The organism is Streptomyces speibonae (assembly GCF_984686075.1).
The window spans coordinates 3466327-3489606 of sequence record NZ_OZ480260.1 but is presented as its reverse complement, the minus strand read 5'-3'; the positions used below and the strand labels follow the sequence as shown (position 1 = coordinate 3489606).

General features: G+C 72.2%; 23 protein-coding genes. 16 read left to right on the top strand and 7 right to left on the bottom strand.

The window, feature by feature from the left end; genetic code table 11:
* Nucleotides 1–138 precede the first annotated feature (138 nt).
* The 6 genes from AC5L3C_RS15615 to AC5L3C_RS15590 all read left to right on the top strand — a co-directional run bounded on the left by AC5L3C_RS15615 (nt 139) and on the right by AC5L3C_RS15590 (nt 6798).
* Nucleotides 139–663: a GNAT family N-acetyltransferase gene (locus AC5L3C_RS15615; RefSeq protein ID WP_125504837.1), complete on the top strand. Its 525-nt coding sequence runs from the start codon at nt 139–141 to the stop codon at nt 661–663.
* A 97-nt stretch (nt 664–760) separates the two neighbouring features.
* On the top strand, nt 761–1072 hold the full coding sequence (locus tag AC5L3C_RS15610; RefSeq protein ID WP_493653892.1) for a DUF4229 domain-containing protein: 312 nt from the start codon (nt 761–763) through the stop codon (nt 1070–1072).
* A gap of 379 nt (nt 1073–1451) precedes the next feature.
* The gene (locus AC5L3C_RS15605) at nt 1452–2765 is read left to right on the top strand and encodes a dicarboxylate/amino acid:cation symporter (RefSeq protein WP_493649509.1); all 1314 of its coding nucleotides are present in this window, start codon (nt 1452–1454) and stop codon (nt 2763–2765) included.
* A 319-nt stretch (nt 2766–3084) separates the two neighbouring features.
* On the top strand, nt 3085–4758 hold the full coding sequence (locus AC5L3C_RS15600) for an SPFH domain-containing protein (RefSeq protein WP_493649508.1): 1674 nt from the start codon (nt 3085–3087) through the stop codon (nt 4756–4758).
* Complete coding sequence (locus tag AC5L3C_RS15595) at nt 4755–6080, top strand: SPFH domain-containing protein (protein ID WP_493649507.1); 1326 nt, start codon at nt 4755–4757, stop codon at nt 6078–6080. The genes AC5L3C_RS15600 and AC5L3C_RS15595 overlap by 4 nt, the downstream gene beginning before the upstream one ends.
* Before the next feature lie 25 nt (nt 6081–6105).
* Nucleotides 6106–6798 carry a TetR/AcrR family transcriptional regulator gene (locus AC5L3C_RS15590; RefSeq protein ID WP_493649506.1) on the top strand — a complete coding sequence of 231 codons (693 nt, stop codon included), beginning with the start codon at nt 6106–6108 and terminating at the stop codon, nt 6796–6798.
* On the opposite strand, the gene AC5L3C_RS15585 is transcribed toward AC5L3C_RS15590, so the two are convergent.
* Nucleotides 6768–7649 carry a MaoC family dehydratase gene (locus AC5L3C_RS15585; protein ID WP_493649505.1) on the bottom strand — a complete coding sequence of 294 codons (882 nt, stop codon included), beginning with the start codon at nt 7647–7649 and terminating at the stop codon, nt 6768–6770. The two genes, AC5L3C_RS15590 and AC5L3C_RS15585, sit on opposite strands and share 31 nt — an antisense overlap.
* A gap of 4 nt (nt 7650–7653) precedes the next feature.
* Nucleotides 7654–8976, bottom strand: a complete 1323-nt coding sequence (locus AC5L3C_RS15580; protein WP_493649504.1) for a 3-oxoacyl-ACP reductase — start codon at nt 8974–8976, stop codon at nt 7654–7656.
* Between the two features lie 86 nt (nt 8977–9062).
* Here AC5L3C_RS15580 and AC5L3C_RS15575 point away from each other — a divergent pair, with 86 nt between their 5' ends.
* A complete protein-coding gene (locus tag AC5L3C_RS15575; RefSeq protein ID WP_493649503.1) occupies nt 9063–10349 on the top strand; it encodes an acetyl-CoA C-acetyltransferase in 1287 nt (428 codons plus the stop codon).
* 223 nt (nt 10350–10572) lie between these two features.
* Nucleotides 10573–12492: an AMP-dependent synthetase/ligase gene (locus AC5L3C_RS15570; protein ID WP_493649502.1), complete on the top strand. Its 1920-nt coding sequence runs from the start codon at nt 10573–10575 to the stop codon at nt 12490–12492.
* A gap of 1 nt (nt 12493) precedes the next feature.
* Here the strand turns inward: AC5L3C_RS15570 and AC5L3C_RS15565 are convergent, their stop codons facing one another.
* The gene (locus tag AC5L3C_RS15565; protein WP_493649501.1) at nt 12494–13147 is read right to left on the bottom strand and encodes a class I SAM-dependent methyltransferase; all 654 of its coding nucleotides are present in this window, start codon (nt 13145–13147) and stop codon (nt 12494–12496) included.
* 329 nt (nt 13148–13476) lie between these two features.
* Entirely contained in the window at nt 13477–13680 is a 204-nt protein-coding gene (locus AC5L3C_RS15560; RefSeq protein ID WP_030778293.1) for a cold-shock protein, read from the bottom strand.
* A gap of 332 nt (nt 13681–14012) precedes the next feature.
* Between AC5L3C_RS15560 and AC5L3C_RS15555 the strand changes: the two genes are divergently transcribed.
* Nucleotides 14013–14861 carry a menaquinone biosynthetic enzyme MqnA/MqnD family protein gene (locus AC5L3C_RS15555; RefSeq protein ID WP_493649500.1) on the top strand — a complete coding sequence of 283 codons (849 nt, stop codon included), beginning with the start codon at nt 14013–14015 and terminating at the stop codon, nt 14859–14861.
* An 87-nt stretch (nt 14862–14948) separates the two neighbouring features.
* A complete protein-coding gene (locus AC5L3C_RS15550) occupies nt 14949–16790 on the top strand; it encodes a serine/threonine-protein kinase (RefSeq protein ID WP_493649499.1) in 1842 nt (613 codons plus the stop codon).
* A 36-nt stretch (nt 16791–16826) separates the two neighbouring features.
* Here AC5L3C_RS15550 and AC5L3C_RS15545 read toward each other — a convergent pair whose 3' ends face one another.
* Nucleotides 16827–17036 carry a DUF397 domain-containing protein gene (locus tag AC5L3C_RS15545; RefSeq protein ID WP_493649498.1) on the bottom strand — a complete coding sequence of 70 codons (210 nt, stop codon included), beginning with the start codon at nt 17034–17036 and terminating at the stop codon, nt 16827–16829.
* Between the two features lie 5 nt (nt 17037–17041).
* Entirely contained in the window at nt 17042–17893 is an 852-nt protein-coding gene (locus AC5L3C_RS15540; protein ID WP_493649497.1) for a helix-turn-helix domain-containing protein, read from the bottom strand.
* Nucleotides 17894–18130: 237 nt separating this feature from the next.
* On the opposite strand from AC5L3C_RS15540, the gene AC5L3C_RS15535 reads away from it, so the two are divergent.
* The 6 genes from AC5L3C_RS15535 to AC5L3C_RS15510 all read left to right on the top strand — a co-directional run bounded on the left by AC5L3C_RS15535 (nt 18131) and on the right by AC5L3C_RS15510 (nt 22838).
* Nucleotides 18131–18556 (top strand): ATP-binding protein, encoded by a 426-nt coding sequence (locus AC5L3C_RS15535; protein WP_493649496.1) that lies wholly within the window; start codon nt 18131–18133, stop codon nt 18554–18556.
* Between the two features lie 33 nt (nt 18557–18589).
* Nucleotides 18590–19483: a hypothetical protein gene (locus AC5L3C_RS15530; protein ID WP_493649495.1), complete on the top strand. Its 894-nt coding sequence runs from the start codon at nt 18590–18592 to the stop codon at nt 19481–19483.
* 18 nt (nt 19484–19501) lie between these two features.
* Nucleotides 19502–20236, top strand: a complete 735-nt coding sequence (locus AC5L3C_RS15525) for a prepilin peptidase (protein WP_493649494.1) — start codon at nt 19502–19504, stop codon at nt 20234–20236.
* Between the two features lie 69 nt (nt 20237–20305).
* Nucleotides 20306–21505, top strand: a complete 1200-nt coding sequence (mqnC, locus tag AC5L3C_RS15520; RefSeq protein WP_125504824.1) for a cyclic dehypoxanthinyl futalosine synthase — start codon at nt 20306–20308, stop codon at nt 21503–21505.
* Nucleotides 21506–21512: 7 nt separating this feature from the next.
* Nucleotides 21513–22112 (top strand): imidazolonepropionase-like domain-containing protein, encoded by a 600-nt coding sequence (locus AC5L3C_RS15515; RefSeq protein WP_493649493.1) that lies wholly within the window; start codon nt 21513–21515, stop codon nt 22110–22112.
* A gap of 30 nt (nt 22113–22142) precedes the next feature.
* Complete coding sequence (locus AC5L3C_RS15510) at nt 22143–22838, top strand: demethylmenaquinone methyltransferase (RefSeq protein ID WP_493649492.1); 696 nt, start codon at nt 22143–22145, stop codon at nt 22836–22838.
* Nucleotides 22839–22878: 40 nt separating this feature from the next.
* Here the strand turns inward: AC5L3C_RS15510 and AC5L3C_RS15505 are convergent, their stop codons facing one another.
* Complete coding sequence (locus tag AC5L3C_RS15505) at nt 22879–23238, bottom strand: PASTA domain-containing protein (RefSeq protein WP_493649491.1); 360 nt, start codon at nt 23236–23238, stop codon at nt 22879–22881.
* Nucleotides 23239–23280: the final 42 nt, after the last annotated feature.

The window sequence follows — 23280 nt, the reverse complement described above, 5'->3', positions numbered from 1 at the left end:
GCTGCCGGCTTTTGAGGGGCGCGGGGAACTGCGCGCTCAGCCGTCCACGCAGCCGCACGGCACTGAGGCGGCGTACCGGAGCCGGAGGCCGGTCCGGAAATGGCTGCGTGGGCGCTTGGTAATAGTTAGCATGCAGCCATGCCCCTTACTTACACGTTCGATCCCGCAGTCGACCCCGCACTGCGCGACGGCATCCTCGACCTGTGGACCGACGTCAGCAACGCGGGCGGCGCGGTCGGCTACGTGCCGCCGGTGACGCGGGAGGAGATCCGTCCCGGGCTGGTAAAGCAGTTCGCGTCCATGGCCGAGGGGCGCTCCCGGCTGGTCGTCGGGCACGACGACGAGGGCCGGGTGGCCGCGACGGCGTTCCTCACCCTCAACACCCACCCCCTGATGACCCACTGGATCTGGATCTACACGGTGATGGTCCACCCCCGGCACCAGGGCGAGGGCCACGGCCGCGGCCTGATGGCCGCCGCCGAGCGGGCCGCCCGCACCCTCGACGGCGTGGAGGCGATACGCCTCGCCTGCCGCGGCGGCCTCGGCCTGGAACGCTTCTACGCCTCCTGCGGCTACAAGGAGGTCGGCCGGGTCCCGGGCGCGATCCGGGTGGCCCCCGGCGACGACCGGGACGACGTGATCATGCTGCTGACGCTGACCTGAGGCCCGTACCCCGCTGAAAGATCCCCCGCCGGTCGTGCTTCACTGGACGTTGTCCCTTTGGGACCTTTCTGACCGTACGCACGGAAGAGTGGATGAGATGCTCCGCTACACGCTGATGCGCCTCGGGATCTTCGCGGGCTGCCTCGTGGTCGTCTGGGGCCTCGTCCACTTCGGCCTCGCCCCGCGCGGCCTGGGCGACTCCAACGGCCTGTGGATCGTGCTGCTCGCGCTGGTGTTCTCCGCCCCGATCAGCTTCGTGGTGCTGCGCAAGGAGCGGGACCGGGCCTCCGAGCGGATCGTGGAGCGGGTGAGCCGGGCCAAGGCCGGCCTCCAGGCCAACCGCACCATGGAGGACGAGGCCGACGAGACCGCCCGCTCGCAGGGGCAGGCACAGGGCCAGACCTCGTAACGTCCCTCACATCCGCGCACCGCGTTCTCGGCGCCCCGGTTTCCGAAACCCCTGGAAACGCGGGGTGCTTTGCGTTGTACGGATGCTTATGCCCCTCCGCCTGTCAAAGTAAGGCTTTGAGGATCCCAAAGCTCGGGTGTTACGGTCTCGGGGTGAAGTCAGCAGCCGTGTCCCCCACGCCCCGGAGTGTTCCGCTCGTGGCGCGCCTGCACGTGGACCTCTGCCGGATCACCGCCGCGAACTGTCGTCCCTGACGACCCTGCGCCGCGCCGCATCCGGCGCCGGCGTCCCGCGTACCGCGTACCGCGTACCGCGTCCCGCGTCCCGCGTCCACGTCATCTTCCTCACGCGTCCCCCACAGACGGATCACTACGGAGCCATGTCCGTGTCCACGAACACGCAGTTCAAGCTGCCCCTGCGCATACGCGCGCCCTTCTGGGCCCAAATACTCGCCGGCCTCGTCCTGGGCGTCCTGCTCGGCTGGCTCGCCCGCAGCCAGGACGTCTCCTTGCTGGTCGCCACCCTGGAGAAGGTCGGCGGCACCTTCATCGGCCTGCTGAAGCTCGCCGTCGCCCCGCTGGTCTTCTTCGCGATCCTGGTCTCCATCACCAACCTGCGGAAGGTCAACAACGCGGCCCGCCTGGCCTCGCGGACCCTCCTCTGGTTCATGATCACCTCGCTGATCACGGTGGCGATCGGCCTGGTCATCGGCCTGGTCACCAACCCGGGCGCCGGAACCGGCCTCACCCCCTCGGACGGCGCCGCACCGGAGAAGTCCGGTTCCTGGATCGACTTCCTGACCGGCATCGTGCCGACCGACGTCATCACACCGTTCACCGAGCTGAACGTCCTGCAGATCGTCTTCATGGCCGCCGTCGCCGGTATCGCCGCCCTCCAGCTCGGCGAGAAGGCCCAGCCGATCCTCACCCTGAGCGAGTCCGTCCTCGAACTCCTCCAGAAGGCGCTGTGGTGGGTCATCCGGCTCGCCCCGCTCGGCACCGTCGGCCTCATCGGCAACGCCATCGCCACCTACGGCTGGGACCTGATCGGCAAGTACGCCACCTTCACCGCCGACATCTACATCGGCTGCCTCATCGTCCTCTTCGGCGTCTACCCGGCACTGCTCGCGACCGTCGCCAAGGCCGGTCCGGTGCAGTTCTTCAAGGGCGCCTGGCCCGCGATCCAGCTGGCCTTCGTCTCCCGCTCCTCCGTCGGCACCATGCCGCTGACCCAGAAGGTCACCGAGCGCCTCGGCGTGCCGAAGGAGTACGCGAGCTTCGCCGTCCCGTTCGGCGCCACCACGAAGATGGACGGCTGCGCCGCGATCTACCCGGCCATCGCCGCGATCTTCGTCGCCCAGATCTTCGACATCCCGCTCGGCGCCGGCGACTACCTGCTGATCGCGTTCGTCTCGGTGGTGGGCTCGGCCGCCACGGCCGGTCTCACCGGCGCGACGGTCATGCTGACCCTCACCCTCTCCACCCTCGGCCTGCCGATGGAGGGCGTGGGCCTGCTCCTCGCCATCGACCCGATCCTGGACATGATCCGCACCGCGACCAACGTCGCCGGGCAAGTTGTATGCCCGTTGATTGTGGCGTCACGGGAGAACATCCTCGACCGCGAGAAGTACAACAGTGTGTCCTCGGCGTCCCTGGACGCGGAGGAACCGCGGGTGGTGGCCGCAACCGCCTGACCGCCGCTCCGAGCAGGCCGGTGACGCCCCGTGCCGACAGGTCCAACGGCGACTCCGTCGGCAGCCGCGACACGTGAATGCGCGGAGGAACGTCCCGGTGCGGCGGACGGTGACGAGGGGATCGGCCACACCGGTGCGGTACCCGGCCCGGACGCCGCGCGAGGGGCGCTCTCCGGCAATCACCGACCGGTGACCGTTGCTGGGTGCGCCCCTTCCTCATGCTTCCGGCATGGTGTGGAATCACCTGCACCACGTGCATCACGTGACGCACATTTCCATGATCCGGCAAGGATCAGCACCACTGGCGAAGGGGGAACCCGTGGCACGCACGCGGGCGCAGAGCCTACGCAACGTCGCCGAGGCGGTCGTCTCCGGCACCGATCCGCGCGCGGCGGCGCGGGACGAACTGCGCCGCCGCACCTCAGGCGGCGGTACGACGGCGGACGGCGGGACGGAACGGCACGACCGGGAGGAGGCCGGGGGCGACGGGATGGACCCCTCGGACTTCCCGGCCGCCCGGGAACAGGACGGGGGCTCCGTCGACACCGTCATGCGGCAGAAGACGGTGCCGCTGGACGAGGCCGGGGAGGCGCTCGGCCGCAGCGAGCAGCTGCGCGAGGGCGGGGAGGTCGTGCACGCCATCTGCCCGATGGTGATGCCCAAGGGACGCTCCCTGCTGTCCATGCTGCCCGTGCTGTCGCTGCTGGTCATCGGCGTCGTGGGCACGTCGGTGGTGTCGGCGGCCGGGGGCGACGGCCTGACCGACCCGCTGTTCGGACTGCACTACTGGGTCATCGCGCTGCTCGCCGTCGGGTTCGTGTGGTGGCGGCAGGGCCTGGTGATGGTGCCGGACGGCTGCCAGGCGATGATCACCCGGTTCGGCAAGCTGGAGAAGGTCGTCGGACCCGGCCGGGTCACCCTGCTCAGCCCGTGGAAGCGGGTGTCGTACATCGTCAACACGACGCGTGAGTACCCCTTCAACGCGCCGGTGCGCGAGGCCCCGACCAAGGGCGGAGTGAAGGCGTCGATCGACCTGTTCATCCAGTTCCGGATCAGCGACCCGGTCGAGTTCGTCTACACCCTCGGCGCGGTCCGCGGGTTCGAGGAGAAGCTCGGCAACGCCGTCAGCGAGACCATCCGCAGCCTGATCTACGAGCAGGAGGCGGCCGGCATCTACGACATGGTCGGCGAGGACAGCGGCCGGCTCCTGGAGCAGCTCAACCAGCAGTTCCGGCCCGCGGTGGAGCTGACCAACGCCAACATCACGCACGCCGAGCCCTCCGACCGGCGCTACCGGATGGACCTCGCCGCGCCCGAGATGGTCCGCGTGGCGAAGGAGGCGTACACCCACGAGTACGCGCTCCAGCTGCGCAAGGAGCAGGACGAGGGCGACCTGACCCGGGAGCTGGCCTCGAGCCAGGAGACGCTCTCCGCGATCCAGGCCGACATCGCCCAGTACCAGGCGCAGATGGACACCGCCGTGGAGCGGGAGACCAACCGCGCGGAGGCGCTGGCCCGCCAGCGCTACGTCCAGGCCGAGTCGGAGGCCAAGGCCAACGCGGCGCTGCTGGAGGCGCAGGCCCTCGACATCCGCGCGGTGACCGCGGCGCAGGCGCCGGAGATCCTCGAGTACCGCTACCAGCAGCAGGTGCTCGACACCCTGGAGGAGGTCGCCGACCACCTGCCGCGGCTGGTGCGGATCGGCGGGGCGGACGGCACCGGGGCCGCCGGGATCGACTTCCTGGAACTCGCCCGTGAGCTGGTCGGCGAGCGCGGGGCGGAGCTGTTCACCGACGCCGACATGGCGGCCGTACGGGGCCGGCTCGCGGAGGTGTCCGAGCGGATCGCCGCCCGTGAGGAGGAGATCGGCGCGCTGCTCGCCGCCGAGCGGCCGACGGTGCCGCAGATGACCGGGGACGCCGGGACGGGCGAGGAGCCCGCGGGTGCCCGGGGAAGCGATGTGCCCGAGTCCGCCGAGGAGGACCAGAGTTGAGCTCCGCGCGTATCCACCGCCGTTCGGTCATCGCCGAGGCCGTCGCCCCCTGGAGCGACATCGCCCGCCTGCTGCGGGGCGGCGAGGCCGACACCCTGATCCCGGTCATCATTCCCCGCCACCGCCGCCGCCTGTGGTGGATGCTGCCGCTGTGGCTCGGCGCCTACGCCCTGCTGTCCGGTGTGATGCTGACGCTGGGCGAGTCGGAGTCCGACGGGGCGTCCGGCCTCGCCTACGGCGCCCTGGCCACCCTCTCCTATGTCGCGGCCGTGGTGCTGCTGCTGGTCGGCGGGCTGTGGTGGTGGCGTTCCTCGATCGTCGAGATCGAGCAGGGCACCAACGGGGTGCTGACCCGCTACGGCGCCGTCACCCGCACCCTGGACGCCGGCCGGCACTACCTGTGGCACCCCTGGTCGCGGGTCGACTTCGTCGTCGACACGGCGACGGAGATCCCGTACTCGGCGCCCGTCATGGCCTGCCCCACGCAGGAGAACGTGCCGCTGCGCTCGATCGAGTTCTTCCTGAAGTTCCGCATCACCGACGCGGTGCTGTTCGTCCGCACCATCGGCGCCGGCAACTTCGACCTGGTGCTCTCCAGCGCCGTGCAGGACGCCATCCGGCAGCGGGCCCGCAGGATGCGTACCGAGCGCGCCTACGACCTGCGCGGCTCTGACGTGGCCGACATGCAGGAGCTGCTCAACCGCCAGCTGTCCGGCTACGGCGTGCGCATCACCGGCTGCAACATCCCCGATGTGCAGCTGCCGGCGCAGTACCAGCAGCACCTGGCCACGCGCGAGCGGGTCGCCAAGGAACGCACCGCCTACGAGCAGGAGTGGGGCCTGACCCGCAAGCGCCGCATCGACAGCCTGGGCATGGACATCGAGCGGGCCAAGAAGGTGCGCGACGCCCGGATCGTCGAGGTGCGGGCCGCGCTGAACCGGGCCCGTGAAGAGGTCGCCCAGCTGCTGGAGCGGCAGGAGACCGAGGCCCAGCGGGTGCGGATCGAGATCGAGACGCGCGGCCGCAGCGGACTGATCGCGGCGGAGAACGAGGCCCGCGCCCAGCGCGCCCTGGCCAAGGCCTACCGCGACAACCGCGCGGTGCTCCAGTACGAACTGGCGCGCAGGCGCCTGGAGGTGGGCGCCGGGCTCGCCGGGAAGGCCCCGCAGCCGGTGGTGGTCCGCACCGACGCGGGCACCGACACCTCGGCGCTGTCGACGCTGTTCACCGCGCAGTTGCTGCCGCGGCTGACGGCGGGCGACCGGCCGGCCCTCGGCGACCTGGCGGACCGGGCGGGTGACGGCGGCCGCGACCCGCGGTAGCGGCGGTGACCGTACGCTGTGTCCCATGGGTGCCGTGAAGACGAAGCGGATGCCGCGTGCGGTCCGTGAACAGCAGATGCTGGACGCCGCCGTACGGACCTTCGGGCAGCGGGGGTACATGGCCGCGTCGATGGACGAGATCGCCGAACTGGCGGGCGTGTCCAAGCCGTTGGTGTACCTGTACCTGAACTCGAAGGAGGACCTCTTCACCGCGTGCATCCGCCGGGAGGCGCGGGCCCTCACCGAGGCGGTGCGCGCGGGGGTCCGGCCGGGGCTGCCCGCGGACCGCCAGCTCTGGTCGGGCCTGACCGCGTTCTTCACGCACACCGCGCGGCACCCCGACGGCTGGGCCGTGCTGCACCTCCAGGCGCGCACGCACGGCGAGGTGTTCGCCGCCGAGGTCGCCGCGATGCGGGCGGAGATCGTGGCGTTCGTGACACAGCTGATCCTCGACGCCGCCCGCGAGGCCCACCGCGACCCGGACCTTCCCGAGCGGGAGGTGGCCGGGCTCGCGGAGGCCCTCGTCGGTGCGGCCGAGTCGCTCGCCGACTGGGCCAACGCCACTCCCGGTGTGACGGCGCGGCAGTCGGCGGCCACGCTGATGAACTTCGCCTGGGCGGGGCTGGGCGACCTGATGGCGGGGCGGCACTGGACACCGCCCGACGACGACGCCCGCGCCACCGCGGCTCAGGCCGGGCGGACCTCCCCGGTGAGGTGAACCCGGCCGTCGGTGCCGCGCAGGGCGAAGCGCGGGCCGTCGGCCGCGTAGGTCACCGTGCCGGGCAGCAGCACCGGCGCCCGGAAACCGGCCCGGATGTGCGCCGCGTCCGGGGTGCCGTGCGCGGCGAGGCAGCGGGCCACGGTCCACATGCCGTGCGCGATGGCGCGGGGGAAGCCGAAGAGCCGCGCGGTGAGCGGGTGGAGGTGGATCGGGTTGCGGTCGCCGGACGCGGCGCCGTAGCGCCGGCCGACGTCCCCGGCGAGGCGCCACTCCTCGACGGCGGGCAGGGACGCGTACTCGTACTCCTCGGAGGTGTCCTTCGTGTCCTTCCGGTCCTGCGGTGCCGCGGTGGTCCGGTGCCGGGCCAGATAGGTGCTGCGTGACTCCCAGACCACGTCGGCGCCGGCCCGCAGCTCCGTGACCACGCCCGCCTCCGTCCCGCGCCGGTGCGGGGCCAGTCCGTCGACGTACACCGTCAGGGCGTAGGTGCCGGCGCACGGGGTCGCCCGGTGCCGGGTGATCCGTATCGACGTGTGGACGAGACCGAGGAGCGGCAGGGGGAAGTCGCGCCGGCTCATCAGCCGCATGGCCAGCGGGAAGCCGAGGACGTGCGGATATGTCACCGGCAGCGTGTCCGCGCCGGTCGCGAAGCCGCACACCCGCTCGTACGCGGCGAGCCGGGCGGGGTCGACGCGCAGTTCGGGCAGCACCAGCCGGGTGCGCGGGTGGGGGGCGTCGGGGCGGGGCCGCTTGAGGGGCGACAGCAGGGCGCCGCGGGCGAGGAGCGGTGCCAGGGCGGGGGGCCCGGGGAGCTCGACGGCGGGGGCGGGTGCGGGGCTCGCGGTCATGGGTTCACGCCCCCAGCAGGCTCTGCCCGCAGACCCGGACGACCTGGCCGTTCACCGCGCCGGAGGACGGGTGGGCGAGCCAGGCGGTGGTCTCGGCGACGTCGACGGGCAGTCCGCCCTGCGCGAGGGAGTTCATCCGGCGTCCGGCCTCCCGGATGAGCAGCGGCACGGCGGCCGTCATCTTGGTCTCGATGAACCCGGGGGCGACCGCGTTCACCGTCACCCCGTGCCGGGCGAGCGCGCGGGGGGCGAGGGAGCGGACCAGTCCGGTGATCCCGGCCTTGCTCGCGCCGTAGTTGGTCTGGCCCGCGTTCCCGGCGATGCCGGCGATGGAGGCGGTGGCGACGATCCGCCCGCCGGGCATCAGGGCCCCGGCGTCGAGCAGCGCGTCGGTGGTGCGCAGCACGCTCGCCAGGTTCACCTCGAGCACGGAACTCCAGCGGTCGGCGGGCATGTTGACCAGCCGCCGGTCACGGGTGATGCCGGCGTTGTGGACGAGTACGTCGAGACCGTCGGGGAGGGCCGCGGCGATCCGGGCGCCCGCGTCGGCGGCGGTGATGTCGAGGGGGAGCGCGATGCCGCCGAGCCGGCCGGCGACGCGGCGGGCGTCCTCCTCGGCCTGCGGGACGTCGAGGACGACCACCCGGGCGCCGTCCCGGGCCAGGGTCTCGGCGACCGCCTCGCCGATACCGCGGGCGGCGCCGGTCACCAGGGCGGTGCGGCCGGCCAGCGGGCGGTCCGCGTCGTCGGGGGCGGAGGTCGCGTCGGCGGCGCCGTCGTGGGCGCCGACCTCGATCACCTGGCCGCTGACGTAGGCGGACCGGGGGGAGAGCAGGAAGCGCAGGGTGGATTCGGCGGAGGGGGCACCGGTGAGGCGGACCAGGTTGACGGTGATGCCCCGGCCGGTCTCCTTGCCGAGGGAGCGGGTGAAGCCCTCCAACGCCTGCTGGGCGGCGGCCTGATGGTGGTCGTCGGGGTCGAGCGGGGCGCCGAGCACCACGATCCGGCCGCCGGCGGCGACCGACCGCACAACCGGGTGCAGGGCCGCGTGCACGCCGTCGAGTCCCTCGACGTCCCGGATCCCGCTCGCGTCCAGGACGACGGCGGCGGGCCGGCCCGTGGCCTCGTCCGGGGCGAGGCCGGTGCGGGCGAGGACGGGGGCGAGGTCGAGGACCGACTTGCCGGCGGTGAGGTGGAGCAGACCGCCCTCCAGCGCCGGCCGGGCGGCGGACCAGCGGTGCAGCGGCGCGGGCCGGGGGAGGCCGAGGCGGCGCGTCAGGAAGCGGCCCGGCGCGGTGCCGGCAAAGCTCAGATAGCGGTCGGCCATGGGGTCTCCGTAAGTGCTCGCACAGTGCTTACTCTAGAGTAAGGTTACCGGAGGTAATCCTAGTCACCGGTGAGGAGCAGGTCGAGATGAGCACCCCGAAGCCGACTGCCGTCCGGCGCGTCGCGGTCCTCGGCGGCAGCCGTGTCCCCTTCGCCCGCTCCGGCGGCCCCTACGCCACCGCCTCCAACCAGGAGATGCTCACCGCCGCGCTGAACGGCCTGGTCGAGCGGTACGGGCTGCAAGGCCCGGGCACGGTGGGCGAATTCGTCGCCGGAGCCGTGCTCAAGCACGCCCGGGACTTCAACCTCGCCCGCGAGACCGTCCTCGGCTCGTCCCTCGACGCCCGCACCCCCGCCTACGACATCCAGCAGGCCTGCGGCACCGGACTCCAGGCCGTCATCGCCGCCGCCAACAAGATCGCCCTCGGCCAGACGGAGGCCGCGATCGCCGGCGGCGCCGACACCGCGAGCGACGCGCCCCTCGGCCTCAACGACCGCCTGCGCAAGGTGCTCCTCGAGGCGCGGCGCGCCAAGTCCACGGGCGCCCGCCTCAAGGCGCTGGCGAAGGTGCGCCCCGGCCACCTCGTCCCCGACATCCCGCGCAACGCCGAACCGCGCACCGGCCTGTCCATGGGCGAGCACGCCGCCGTGACCGCCCGCGCCTGGGGCATCACCCGCGAGGCCCAGGACGAGCTCGCGGCCACCAGCCACCAGCGGCTCGCGGCGGCGTACGAACGCGGGCTGTTCCAGGACCTGGTGGTGCCCTTCCGGGGCCTGGCCCGCGACCAGAACCTGCGCCCGGGTTCGACCGTGGAGAAACTCGCCGCCCTCGAGCCCGTCTTCGGCCTCGGCCACCCCGGCCCGACGATGACGGCGGGCAACTCCACGCCCCTCACCGACGGCGCGGCGCTCGTGCTGCTGGCGAGCGAGGAGTGGGCGCGGGAACGCGGCCTGGAACCGCTGGCGTATCTGACCGCCCACGAGACGGCCGCCGTGGACTTCGTGCACGGGGACGTCGCCGACGGCGAGGACGGCCTGCTGATGGCACCCGCGTACGCGGTCCCGCGCATGCTGGAGCGGACCGGGCTCACCATGACGGACTTCGACCTGGTCGAGGTCCACGAGGCGTTCGCCTCCCAGGTGCTCGCCACCCTCGCCGCCTGGGAGGAGCGGGGACTGGCGCCCGTCGACCGCGCCCGGCTGAACGTCGCCGGCTCCTCCCTGGCCACCGGCCACCCCTTCGCCGCCACGGGCGCCCGCATCGTCGCCACGCTGGCCGCCCTGCTCGCCGAGCGGGACGCGCCCGGCCGGGGACTGATCTCCGTCTGCGCGGCGGGCGGCCAGGGCGTGACGGCGATCCTGGAACGGCCCTGACCACCCGCTCGGACGCCGTACGTGAGCGACCCTCACGTAACCTCCGAGATTGCACAGGCCCGGCCCGGGACCACCTCCCCACCGGCACAGACCCCCCACGTCGTCGCCGTACGATCCCCGCACAGGCCAGTGACGCATCCCCCCTCACTGGTGAGCGCCTCGGCGTGCGGGGCACGTACGTCGTGGCAGCAAGCAGTTCCACTGCACGCCCCAGGAGCCGCCCGTGTCCACCGCGCATTCCGCCACCGCCCTCGACGCCGAGGTGTACGGAGCGCCCGTCCTGGTCGCGCCCGAGACCCGGAAGCTGGACGGAGCCGTACGGGAGGCGTCCGTGCCGCCGTTCGCCCGGCCGGTACGGCACGGCTCGCTCGCCGACCTGCCGTTCGAGAACGCCAACACCGAGCCGGACGCGGTGGTGCTCAGCCGGAAGACCGCGGACGGCAGCTGGCACGACGTGACGGCGCGGCGGTTCGCCGCCGAGGTCATGGCCGTCGCCAAGGGACTGATCGCCGAGGGCCTGGTGCCGGGCGACCGCGTCGCCGTCATGGCCCGCACCCTCTACGAATGGACCGTCCTCGACTTCGCCGCCTGGGCGGCGGGACTGGTCACCGTGCCCGTCTACCCCACCGCCTCCGTCTTCCAGGCCCGCTGGATCCTCCAGGACTCCGGCGCCGTCGCCCTGATCACGGAGACCGCGGGACAGGCCGCCGCCCTCGGCCCCGAACTGCCCCACCTGCCCGATCTGCGGCGGGTGTGGGTCGTGGAGAAGGGCCACGTCGACGCCCTCGCGGAGGCGGGGGGACACGTCCCGGACGCCGAGGTGGAGGTGCGCCGCGGCATGCTGGGCCCCGACACCCTCGCCACGGTCGTGTACACCTCCGGCACCACCGGCCGCCCCAAGGGCTGCGCGCTCACCCACGGCAACTTCTTCGCCGAGGTGGACAACGCCATCGAGCTGCTCTACCCCATCTTCCGCGCCCGGACCAGCGAAGAGGCCTCGGTCCTGCTCTTCCTGCCGATGTCCCACGTCTTCGGCCGCATGGTCGCCGTCGCCTGCGTGCGCGCCAGGGTGCGCCTCGGCCACGCGCCCAGCCTGGCGCCCGAGGACCTGCTGCCGGGCCTGGCGAGCTTCCGGCCCACCTGCCTGCTGACCATCCCGTACATGCTGGAGAAGGTCTTCAACACCGCCCGCGCCAAGGCGGAAACGGGCGGACGGGCCGCCACCTTCGACCGCGCGGCGGCCGTGGCCCGCCGCTACGGCGAGGCCCTGGAGTCCCGGCAGACCGGCGGACCCGGTCCGTCCCGCTCCCTGAAGGCGGCGCGCGCCCTCTACGACCCGCTGGTCTTCCGCAAGCTGCGGAACGCCATGGGCGGCCGGGTCCGCTACGCCATCTGCGGCGGCTCCCCGCTCGGCCGCGACCTCGCCGCGTTCTACGCCGGCGCCGGCATCGAGATCTTCGAGGGCTACGGCCTGACGGAGACCACGGGCGCCTCCACGGTCACCCCTCCGCTGAAGCCCCGCCTGGGCACGGTGGGCTGGCCGCTGCCCGGCACCCGGATCCGCATCGCGGCGGACGGCGAGGTCCTGGTCGCCGGCGACCATGTGCTGCGCGGCTACTGGGACCCGCAGGCCGGCGGAGTCGTCCCGGCCGCCCCCGACGGCTGGTTCCCCACGGGCGACCTCGGCGAGCTGGACGACGAGGGCTATCTGACCATCACCGGCCGCAAGAAGGAGCTGATCATCACGGCGGGCGGCAAGAGCGTCGCCCCGGCGCCGCTGGAGAACTGGCTGCGCTCGCACCCGCTGATCAGCCAGGTCATGGTGATCGGCGACAACCGCCCCTATGTCTCCGCCCTGATCACCCTCGACCTCGACGGCATCACCCACTGGCGCCGGATGAACGGCAAGCACCCGGTCCCGGCGAACCTCCTCGCCGACGACGCGGAGCTGCTGGCGATCCTCCAGCGGGCCGTCGACGAGGCCAACAAGATGCTCTCCCGCCCGGAGTCCATCCGCCGCTTCACCGTCCTCCCGGAGGACTTCACCGAGGAGGCGGGCCACCTCACCCCGTCGATGAAGCTGCGGCGCGAGGAGATACTGCGGGACTTCGCCGACGAGGTGGAGCGGCTCTACGGGGCGTAGGTCACGCCGGTGCGCGGGCGATGAGGAACGCGTGCGGCGTCCTCTCGTCCATCGCCGGGTCGGCCGCGCGCACCGTGCGCTGGACGAGGTGGAAGCCCGCCTCCTCCAGCAGCGCGGCGATGCGCTCCGGCCGCAGCCGCCGGAAGTCGAGGGAGACCGGGCGGCCGAAGGGCCGGTCGTGGCGGCGGGGCTCGTCACCGCACTGGAAGGCGAGCAGCAGATGGCCCCCGGGGCTCAGGACCCGGCGGAACTCCGCGTAGACGGCGGGCAGTTCGTGCGGCGGGGTGTGAATGGTGGAGTAGTAGGAGACCACGCCGTCGAGGGCGCCGTCGGGGAGGTCGAGGCGCTGCATCGCTCCCTGTTCGAAGCGCAGGCCGGGATTCTCCCGGCGGGCGATCGCGAGCATCCCCTCCGACAGGTCGAGCCCGAAGACGGACAGGCCGAGGGAGGCGAGATGGGCGGTCACCCGGCCGGGACCGCACCCCACGTCGGCCACCCGGCCGCCCGCGCCGACCAGTTCGGCGAACCCGGCCAGCTGCGCCCGGTCCAGGGGCTGGGCGGCGAGGGCGTCACGGAACAGGGCGGCGTAGTCCTCGGCGATGGCGTCGTAAAAGGTACGGGTGGCGACTACGTGGTCGGCGTCGGCGGCGGTCATGGCGGGTGACCCTACCCGCGCCCACTGACAGTGCGGGCCTCCGGGAGCGAGGGGCATTCCGGGGCACGGGGGGCCGGGGCGGAATTCGTGCCGGTCCTGCGGCACGTGGGGACTCGTACGCGCCGCGCCCGATCCACGACCGCTCCATGACCGAGCCATGTCCGGTACATACCCGGGACATGTAAGGGCCACGTATAAGGCGCGGGGGAGGGGAATTCGCCGGGAAATCAAACAGGGGCCGCCGGTGCCGAAAAGGGCAGGAGCCCCGTTCGCCTGGCGGCGCGGGGCTCCTTGGGTACTGCTAGTCGTTCCCGGATCGGAGGATCGGGTCAGGCCGGGGTGACGTTCTCCGCCTGCGGGCCCTTCGGGCCCTGCGTGACGTCGAAGGTGACCGCCTGGTTCTCCTCGAGGGACCGGAAGCCGGTCGCGTTGATCGCGGAGTAGTGGACGAAGACGTCGGGGCCGCCGCCTTCCTGGGCAATGAAACCAAAGCCCTTTTCGGCGTTGAACCACTTCACGGTTCCGGTAGCCATAAGCCCTCCTTGGGCTCAAAGGGTTGCCCTGCTCCAGAACCAGCAAGTGTGAAGACCATTCCGCACAACTGCATCCGTCTGAGAACGACGAGAGCCCGCGGTCACATGCTCCGCAGGCTCTGTACTGCAAGGGAAACCAAACTGCAACTTGCGACGAGCTTATCACGCAGGGGTCCGAATGCAATAGAGGCCAAGATCACGTCACCCGAATGTTTGCACCCCCCGTCCGTCGCATTCGTCCGTTGGTGCAGAGCCGGACGAGGGAGGCGCGGCGAGGGGGCGACGAGGGGGGCGGGGGCCTGGCCGGCGCGGGCGAGGGCTAGCCTCGCGATGTGGACAATCCTCGCACCCGGCCGCGCGTCGGCCACATCCAGTTCCTGAACTGCCTGCCCCTGTACTGGGGGCTTGCGAGAACGGGCACGCTCCTCGACTTCGAGCTGACGAAGGACACCCCCGAGAAGCTCAGCGAGCAACTGGTGCAGGGCGACCTCGACATCGGGCCCATCACCCTGGTCGAGTACCTCAGGCACGCGGACCGGCTCGTCGCCTTCCCCGACATCGCCGTCGGCTGCGACGGCCCGGTGATGTCCTGTGTGATCGTCTCGCAGGTCCCGCTGGAGCGGCTCGACGGCGCCAGGGTCGCGCTCGGGTCGACCTCCCGCACCTCGGTACGGCTCGCCCAGCTCCTTCTCGCCGAGCGGTACGGCGTACAGCCCGACTACTACACCTGCCCGCCCGATCTGAGCGTGATGATGCAGGAGGCCGAGGCGGCCGTCCTGATCGGCGACGCGGCCCTGCGCGCGAACATGCTCGACGGTCCCCGCTTCGGCCTCGACGTGCACGACCTGGGCGAGCTGTGGAAGCAGTGGACGGGCCTGCCCTTCGTCTTCGCGGTGTGGGCGGCGCGCCGCGACTACGCCGAGCGCGAGCCGACCATCACCCGCAAGGTGCACGAGGCGTTCCTGGCCTCCCGCAATCTCTCCCTCGAGGAGGTCGGGAAGGTCGCCGAGCAGGCGGCGCGCTGGGAGGCGTTCGACGAGCGGACCCTGGCGCAGTACTTCACCACCCTCGACTTCAGCTTCGGCGCCCCGCAGCTGGAGGCGGTCGCGGAGTTCGCCCGCCGGGTGGGGCCGACGACGGGGTTCCCCGCGGACGTCACGGTGGACCTCCTGCGGCCGTGAGGCAGTGAGGCCGTGAGGTGGGGGCCCGGGCCACTACCCTGCCGGTAGGTTCCGGCGTAGGGGCGTGACGGGGGAGGGGTGGACGCGATGCGGCCGCTCGAAACGGACGAGCCCACGGTCGTGGGGCCCTACCGGCTGCTCGGCCGGCTGGGCTCCGGCGGCATGGGCCGGGTCTACCTGGGCCGCAGTGCCGGGGGCCGTACCGTCGCGGTGAAGATCGTGCATCCGCACTTCGCGCTGGACGAGGAGTTCCGGGCGCGGTTCCGCCGGGAGATCGAGGCGGCGCGGCGGGTCGGCGGCGCGTGGACGGCGTCCGTCCTGGACGCCGATCCCGAGGCCCGGGTGCCGTGGGTCGCCACCGCGTATGCGGCCGGCCCCTCCCTCGCGGCGGCGGTCACCGACGCTGGCCCGCTGCCCGCGCACACGGTACGGACGCTGGGCGCGGGTCTCGCTGAGGCGCTGACGGCGGTGCACGAGCTGGGCCTGGTGCACCGGGACGTGAAGCCGTCCAACGTGCTCCTCACACTGGACGGGCCCCTGCTGATCGACTTCGGCATCGCGCGCGCCATGGACGGCACGGCCTCCCTGACCTCCACCGGCGTCTCGATCGGCTCGCCCGGTTACATGTCGCCCGAGCAGATCCTCGGCAAGGGCGTGACGGGCGCGGCGGACGTCTTCTCCCTGGGCGCGGTCATGGCGTACGCGGCGACCGGCCGGCCGCCCTTCCCCGGGGACTCCTCGGCGGCGCTGCTGTACAAGGTCGTGCACGAGCCGCCGGAGCTGGGGGAGTGGGACGGCGACGTGCGCGAACTGACCCTGGCCTGTCTGGCCAAGGACCCGGCCGCCCGTCCGGCCCCGGCCGAGGTGGCCCGCCGTCTCGCCCCCGAGGGCGGCGCGGCCCGCCTGGTGGCGGGCGGATGGCTGCCGGGGCCCCTGGTGGAGCAGGTCAGCAGGAGCGCGGTGCGACTGCTGAACCTGGACGCGACGGGCGACGCCCCGTCGGGCCCGGTGGACTTCAGCAGACGCTCGGTGAGCGACCCCGCGCCGCCCGCGGGGGGAACCTTCGGCCCACCCCCGGTCATGCCGGAACGCCAGGACGCCTCCGCCCTCCCGGACCCACGCACACCGGCACCCGAGCCGCACGCGACTCCGGTCGCGGCACCGTATGCGGCTCGGGACGCCGGCCCGCCTGTGGCTGCGGACGCGGGTGCGAGCGCGGCTCCGGGTGCCGGTTCGTCCGGGGCCGGGGGCGCGGGCTCGCACGTGGCGCCTGATGCGCAGGCTTCCGGGGCGGACGCCTCCGCGGGGGCGGGTGCCCATCTGCCGACCCGGACGTCCGCGCAGCGGTCGGGCGGTGGGCCCGGGAAAATCTCCGTCTCCGTCGCGGCCACCGCCGCGCCCGGTGCCGGCGGCAAGGGGCGGCGGGTGAGCTGCACGGTCGCCCTCGCCGTCGCGGGTGCGCTGGCGGCCGTGACCGTCGGCTCCGCGTTCGTGTTCGAGCTGCTGCCGGGGATGGGCAAGTCGTCCGGCGACAACGCGGGCGACAGCGCCGGGAGCAAGCCGCCCGCCGCCGTCCTCGACGGCTACGTCGGCACCTGGGAGGGACAGGCCAGTTCCCGCGACGCCCTCTCCATCCCGCTCGGCACGTTCCGTGTGACGGTCGAGGACGCCGAGGTGGGCGAGCGGGTCGGCACCGTCCGGCACACCGACATCCTCGGCGGCGTCTGCGACGACGTCCTCACCCTGAAGCGGGTCACGGACAAGCAGCTCGTCGCGAGCTCCGCCGGGGTGGAGTCCAACCGTGACGTCTGCGACCAGGCTCCGCACACGGTCCGGCTCACCCCGGTCGGCGACGACCTCGTCTACGAGTCGGACAGCAAACCCTCCGGGCGCCCGAAGGCCCGGCTGTCGAAGGTCGGTCAGGGCTGACGAGCCGACGGGACGCCTCGTGGAGCCGCCACCGGCTCACGCTGCGCCGAGCCCGTCCCCGCTGTCCGACTTGAGCCCCTCGACGAAGGCGTCGAACGCGGCGGCCGGGAAGGAGAGGGGACCGTGGGCGGGGTGCTTGGAGTCGCGTATGGCAGTGCGGTTGTCGGAGCGGACTATTTCGACACAGTTGTTGCCGTCGCCGCTTCCGGAGTGAGACGCCCTCTGCCAGCGTTTGGGTGCGGTCATGGTGCCTACAGCTCCTTCGCCAAGCGGTGGATGAGATCGCGTGAGCGCGCAGGATCGAGAGATGCGGACTCCACCCTATGAAATAGCGTCCGAAGTGCGCCGAGTTGGGCTTCGGAGTCGATGAACGCGGCACCCTGCGGAGCGTCCCGTACGGCTGTGTCCAGCCTGGGCACGGCACCGCGCACGTACATCATGGCGTTGGTGGCTCCCGCGAAGCCGTCCAGGTCGAAAGGGATGACGCGCACGGTGATGTGGTGTGCCTCGGAGAGTTCCAGGATGCGTTGGAGTTGAACGCGCGTGGCGGTTCGGTCGCCCACGCGGATGCGCAGTGCCGCCTCGTGGATGACGGCCGTGTAGGGAATGGATCGGGGTTCCTGGATGATCCGCTTGCGTTCCATCCGGTGGGTCACGCGTAGTTCGAGGTCTTCACGGAGCAGTTCGGGCACTCGGTAGGAGAAGACCGCGCGAGCGTAGTCCTCCGTCTGGAAGAGGCCGGGCACGTGCAGGAACTCGATGTCCTGCCGACGGGTGCAGTGGTGCTCCAACTCGGCGAGGTCCAGGAATGAAGGCGGCAGCAGGCCTCTGTACCGCTCCCACCACCCTCGTGTTCGGTCGGTGGCCATGGCGACCAACGCCTCGATCAACCTGTCGTCCGTGCAGGAGTAGTGGGCGGCGAGTTGACGCACGCGGGTTTCGCTGACGCCCGCCACACCGGCCTCGATCTGACTCACCTGCGCCGAGTCGGAACCGAGCAGCGCGGCGGCTTCGCGGCCCTTGAGCCCTGCCGCCTCCCGCAGTTTCCGCAACTCGGCGCCCAGTCGCTCCTGGCGTGCGGTGGCCTGTTGTCTGCGCGGCATGCCGTGCTCCTCGCCTTCAACTGCTCACCGGTAGTGACACGTTCGGGGTGAAGAGTATGACAACGGCTTGCGTGGGCCCAAATTTTGGCCCTACGGTCAGTGATGCGTCGAACACGTTGCGGCACACGGAGGACCGGAAGTGCACCGCTCCGTCATGTCATGACGGACGCGGCGGAGCCACCGCCCGTTCGCTGCCGCCGACCTGCTTCCTTTCCGCCCTTCGACAGGAGTCCACGCATGCCTGAAACCGGTGTCCAAGAGGCAGCCGCCCCCTGGGAGTACACCCTCTCCATCCCCAACGACGCACGTGCCGTGACCATCTGCCGCCGCACCCTGCGGCTGATCCTCACGATGCACGGCCTGATCGGCCTCGTCGACACCGCCGAACTACTGGCGACGGAGCTGGTCGCCAACTCCGTACGGCACACCAAGGGGCCCGCGGCGCTGCGCGTGCGCTGGTCCGACGGTGTGCTGCGGATCGGCGCGTGGGACACGGACCCGGAGCCCCCTGAGCCGCCGGGGAAATGGGAGCAGCTCGCCGAGGCGGAGGAGGGACGGGGGCTGGCCCTGGTGCGGGCTTGTGCGGACCTATGGGGCTGGCAGCCTCACGCGAGGGGCGGCAGCTTGGGCAAATACGTGTGGTGTGACCTCGTCGCGGCCTGACTCGTTGATCACACCGACCAGGAAGGAGAGCTGATGGTCAGCTCGTCGCACGAGGCGCTGCACAGGGTTTTCCAGAAGGATCCCGCGCTGTTGACGCGGGCGTTGCAGCGTGTGCTGAACGTCCGCTTCCCCGAACCGCGGGACTTCGCGGTGCTGAACGCGGATTTGACAGAGATCGAGCCCGTCGAGCGGCGCGTGGACACGCTGATGCGTGTGGAGACGGATGAAGGGGCCTACCTCCTGGTTGTCGAGGCGCAGGGGAAAGTGGACGACGCGAAGCGGAGTAGCTGGGCCTACTACCTGGCGTACTTGTATGCGAAGTACCGCTGCGAGCCGGTCCTCATCGTGATTACGCAGAGCAGAGCCACCGCGCGGTGGGCGGCTCGACCGATCAGGCTGGGACTGCCCGGCTGGCACTCGATGACCGTTCGGCCACTCGTGCTGGGGCCGGAGAACGTGCCGGTGATCAAAAACGAACAGGAGGCGGAGCGGGATGTACCGCTCGCGGTTCTCTCGGCCATGACACATGGCCGGGGGAAGCAGGCTGCCGCCATACTGGAACCGCTGGCTGCTGCCCTGAGAACCATGGACGCCGAGAGCGCAGCGGTCTTCGTCGCGTTCGTCGACTCATGCCTGATCGATAACCGCGCCAAGGAAATCTGGAGGGACCTGATGGCGGCGATTCATTACTTCTTCCGGCACCCGGTGGCGGAACAGGTGCGCGAGGAGGGCCGGGAGGAGGGCCGGGAGGAGGGCCGGGTCGAGGATCGTGCCGCGATGACGCTGCGCATCCTTCAGTGGCGGGGGATCCCGGTGTCCGATGCCGTGCGGGAGCGGGTCCAGGCCTGCACCGACCTCGATCAGCTCGAACTCTGGGCCCAGCGCGCCGTCCACGCGACCCGGGCCGAGGACCTGTTCGCGGGCTGACCGGCCGATCCGCCGGAGATGAGCGACTACCTGGGCGTCTCGCTGATCGTGGTCGCCGCGCTGTGGGGCGTGGCGGCCGGGGCGGTGCTGCCCCGGGCGGCCTACCGGTTCTCCGCCCCGTCGGGGGAGCCGTGGCGGACGGCGTGCCCGGCCGGGCACCCGGTGAACGGCTGGCTCGGCCCCGCCCGGTGCGCACCGTGCGCGAAGCCGTCGTACGCGCCGGGCACCGCCGCCGTCGTCGTGACCGCCCTCGTCTGCGCCGCCCTCGCCGCCGCCACCGGCACCCGGCCCGAGCTGGCGGTGTGGCTGCTGCTCGCGCCGGCCGGCGTGCTGCTGGCGGTCGTGGACTTCCGGGTGCAGCGGCTGCCCGACCCGCTCACCCTGCCGTTCGCGGCGGCCGCCCTGGTGCTGCTGGGGCTGACCGCCCTCCTCCCGGAGCACGCGGGGGAGTGGACGACGGCCCTGCTGGGCGCCCTCGCGCTCGGCGCCGGTTATTACGTGCTCTACCGCATCAACCCTGGCGGCATGGGCTTCGGCGATGTGAAGCTCGCGCTCGGCGCGGGCGCGGTCCTCGGCTGGTACGGCTGGCCGACCGTGATGCTCGGCACGCTGGCCGGGTTCGTCCTCGGCGCGCTGTACGGAGGCGTGCTGGTCGTCGCGCGGCGGGCGGGGCGTAAGACGGCGATCCCGTTCGGCCCGTTCCTGATCGGCGGCGTGTTCACGGGGCTGCTGATCGGTGCGTACGCGGCCTGACGTCGGCCGGCGAACCCCGCTGACGTACGCTGATTCAGTCCGTCCACACCCCTTACGAAAGGGACGCCGGTGACCGAGAAGGCCGACCTTCAGCCCATCCTCGACCGTGCCGCCGCCGGTGGGCGGATCACCCCAGAGGAGGCCCTCGACCTCTACCGGGACGCCCCGCTGCACGCGCTGGGCACCGCCGCCGACGCGGTGCGCAAGCGGCGGTACGCCGGCACCGAGCACATCGCCACGTACATCATCGAGCGGAACATCAACTACACGAACGTGTGCGTCACGGCGTGCAAGTTCTGCGCCTTCTACGCCCCGCCCAAGGACACCGCCAAGGGCTGGACCCGCGACCTCGACGACATCCTGCGGCGCTGCGCCGAGACGGTCGAGCTGGGCGGCACGCAGATCATGTTCCAGGGCGGCCACCACCCGGACTACGGCGTGGAGTACTACGAGAAGCACTTCGCCGCCATCAAGAAGGAGTTCCCGCAGCTCGTCATCCACTCCCTGGGGGCGAGCGAGGTCGAGCACATGGCGCGGATCAGCAAGGTGAGCGTCGAGGAGGCGATCACCCGGATCCACGCGGCCGGCCTGGACTCCTTCGCCGGCGCGGGCGCGGAGCTGCTGCCCGAGCGCCCCCGCAAGGCCATCGCGCCGCTGAAGGAGTCGGGCGAGCGCTGGCTGGAGATCATGGAGACCGCCCACAACCTGGGCGTGGAGTCCACCTCCACCATGCTGATGGGCACCGGCGAGACCAACGCCGAGCGGATCGAGCACCTGCGGATGATCCGGGACGTGCAGGACCGCACGGGCGGCTTCCGGGCCTTCATCCCGTACCTGTACCAGCCCATGAACAACCACCTGAAGGGCCGCACGCAGGCCACGATCTTCGAGTACCTGCGGATGATCGCGATCGCCCGGCTCTTCATGGACAACATCGCCCACATCCAGGGCTCCTGGCTGACCACCGGTCAGGACGCGGGCCAGCTGACGCTGCACTACGGCGCGGACGACCTCGGCTCGGTCATGCTGGAGGAGAACGTCGTCTCGGCGGCCGGTGCCAAGCACCGCTCCAACCTCCAGGAAATGATCGACATGATCCGTTCCGCGGGGCGGGTCCCGGCGCAGCGCTCGACGACGTACGAGCACCTCGTGGTGCACGACGACCCGGCGAACGACCCCGTCGACACCCGCGTGATGTCCCACATCTCCTCGACGGCGATCGAGGGCGGCACGGCCCACCCGGAGCTGAAGCTCCTCGCCTCCAGCTGACGCCGCCGTGCCGACCCTGCACACCGCCGACGCCTCCCCCGAGGCCGCCGTGCTGGTCGACGGCGCGCACCTCGCCGCCGTCGGCCCCTACGAGGAACTGGCCGCCGCGCACCCGGACGCGAGGCTGCGGCGGTGGCCCGGCATCCTGACGCCCGGACTGCTCAATCCGTACGGCCCGGAACTGCTGGAGCGGGCGTACCACCCCGACCCGCGCGAGGCGGACCGGCTCGGCACCGAGCCGCTGACCGGGGAGCGCGCGCGGGCCCTGCTCGACGCCGCCCCCTCCGCGCGGGGCGCCAGCGCACGCCGGGGCGTGCAGCGGATGCTGGCGCACGGCACGGTCGCGGTCGCCGGTGAACTGCGCAGCCGCGCGGTGCTCGACGCGGTGCGCAGGGCCGGGCTCGCCCTGGCGCAGCGCCCGCCCGGCCTGTCCGGGCCCGCGGCGTTCTCCCCGGTGCCGCTCGTGCTGCTGCCGGGACTCGCGGCCGGGGCGCCCGCGCGGTTCGCGGTGTTCGACGTGCCCGACCGGGCGGCCCTGGTGCGGGCCGGCGCCGCCACGTGCGTGGTCACCGTCGTGGGCGGCCGTATGGTGTACCGCCGCGCGTGACCGCCCGTCGCCGCCTGCCACAATGGCCCGGTGACCCGAGCCAGCCTGGACAAGCAGCCGCACGAAGTCGCCTCGATGTTCGACGACGTCGCGGAACGGTACGACCTGACCAACGACGTGCTGTCCCTCGGCCAGGACCGCAGATGGCGCAAGGAGGTCGCCAAGGCGGTCGACGCGCGGCCCGCGCAGAAGGTCCTGGACCTGGCGGCCGGCACCGGAACGTCGTCGATGCCCTTTGCCCGCACCGGCGCCTACGTCGTGCCGTGCGACTTCTCCCTCGGCATGCTCCAGGTCGGCAAGCGCGACCGCGCCTGGCTGCCGTACACCGCGGGCGACGCCACCCGGCTGCCCTTCAAGGACGACGTCTTCGACGCGGTCACCATCTCCTTCGGCCTGCGCAACGTGCAGGACACCGACGCGGCGCTGCGCGAGATGCACCGGGTGACCCGGCCCGGCGGACGGATCGTCATCTGCGAGTTCTCGCACCCCACGTGGGCGCCGTTCCGCACCGTCTACACCGAGTACCTGATGCGCGCCCTGCCGCCGGTCGCCCGGTCGGTGTCGTCCAGCCCGGACGCGTACGTCTATCTCGCCGAGTCGATCCGCGCCTGGCCCGGGCAGGCCGAGCTGGCCGGCCGGCTGAAGGGCGCCGGCTGGTCGCGGGTGGCGTGGCGCAACCTGACGGGCGGCGTGGTGGCGCTGCACCGGGGGTTCAAAGCCGGCTGAGCACGGCCGCGTGCGCCGGGCCGGGCCACCGGCGCGTGGGTCAGGGACAGCTGAGCGCCAGGGCGTAGGGGCCGCCGCCGCGCGGCTCCTCCAGCTCCCGCTGGAGCCCGCCCGTGGGAGGCAGGGGCCCCCGGGGTTCACGCACGCCCCCGCCTCCTCCGTCGCCCTCGCCGAAGTCGAACCACACGTGGACCACGGAGTCCCGGGGGACCTCGGTGCCGGGCTGCGGATACTGGCGGACGACGTAGTCGACGACGGTGAGATGGAAGTCCGGCCGGTCCGGGGCGTTCACCAAGAGCCCCTGTGCCCGGGCCGACTCGCGCGCGTCCACGGCCATCAGGCCGACCAGACGCGGCACACGCACTTCGGGTGTCCCGAAACCCTTGGGTGTCACACGCACGGACGTCACCCCCCAGCGGTACCGGCAGAGTAGACCGGCACG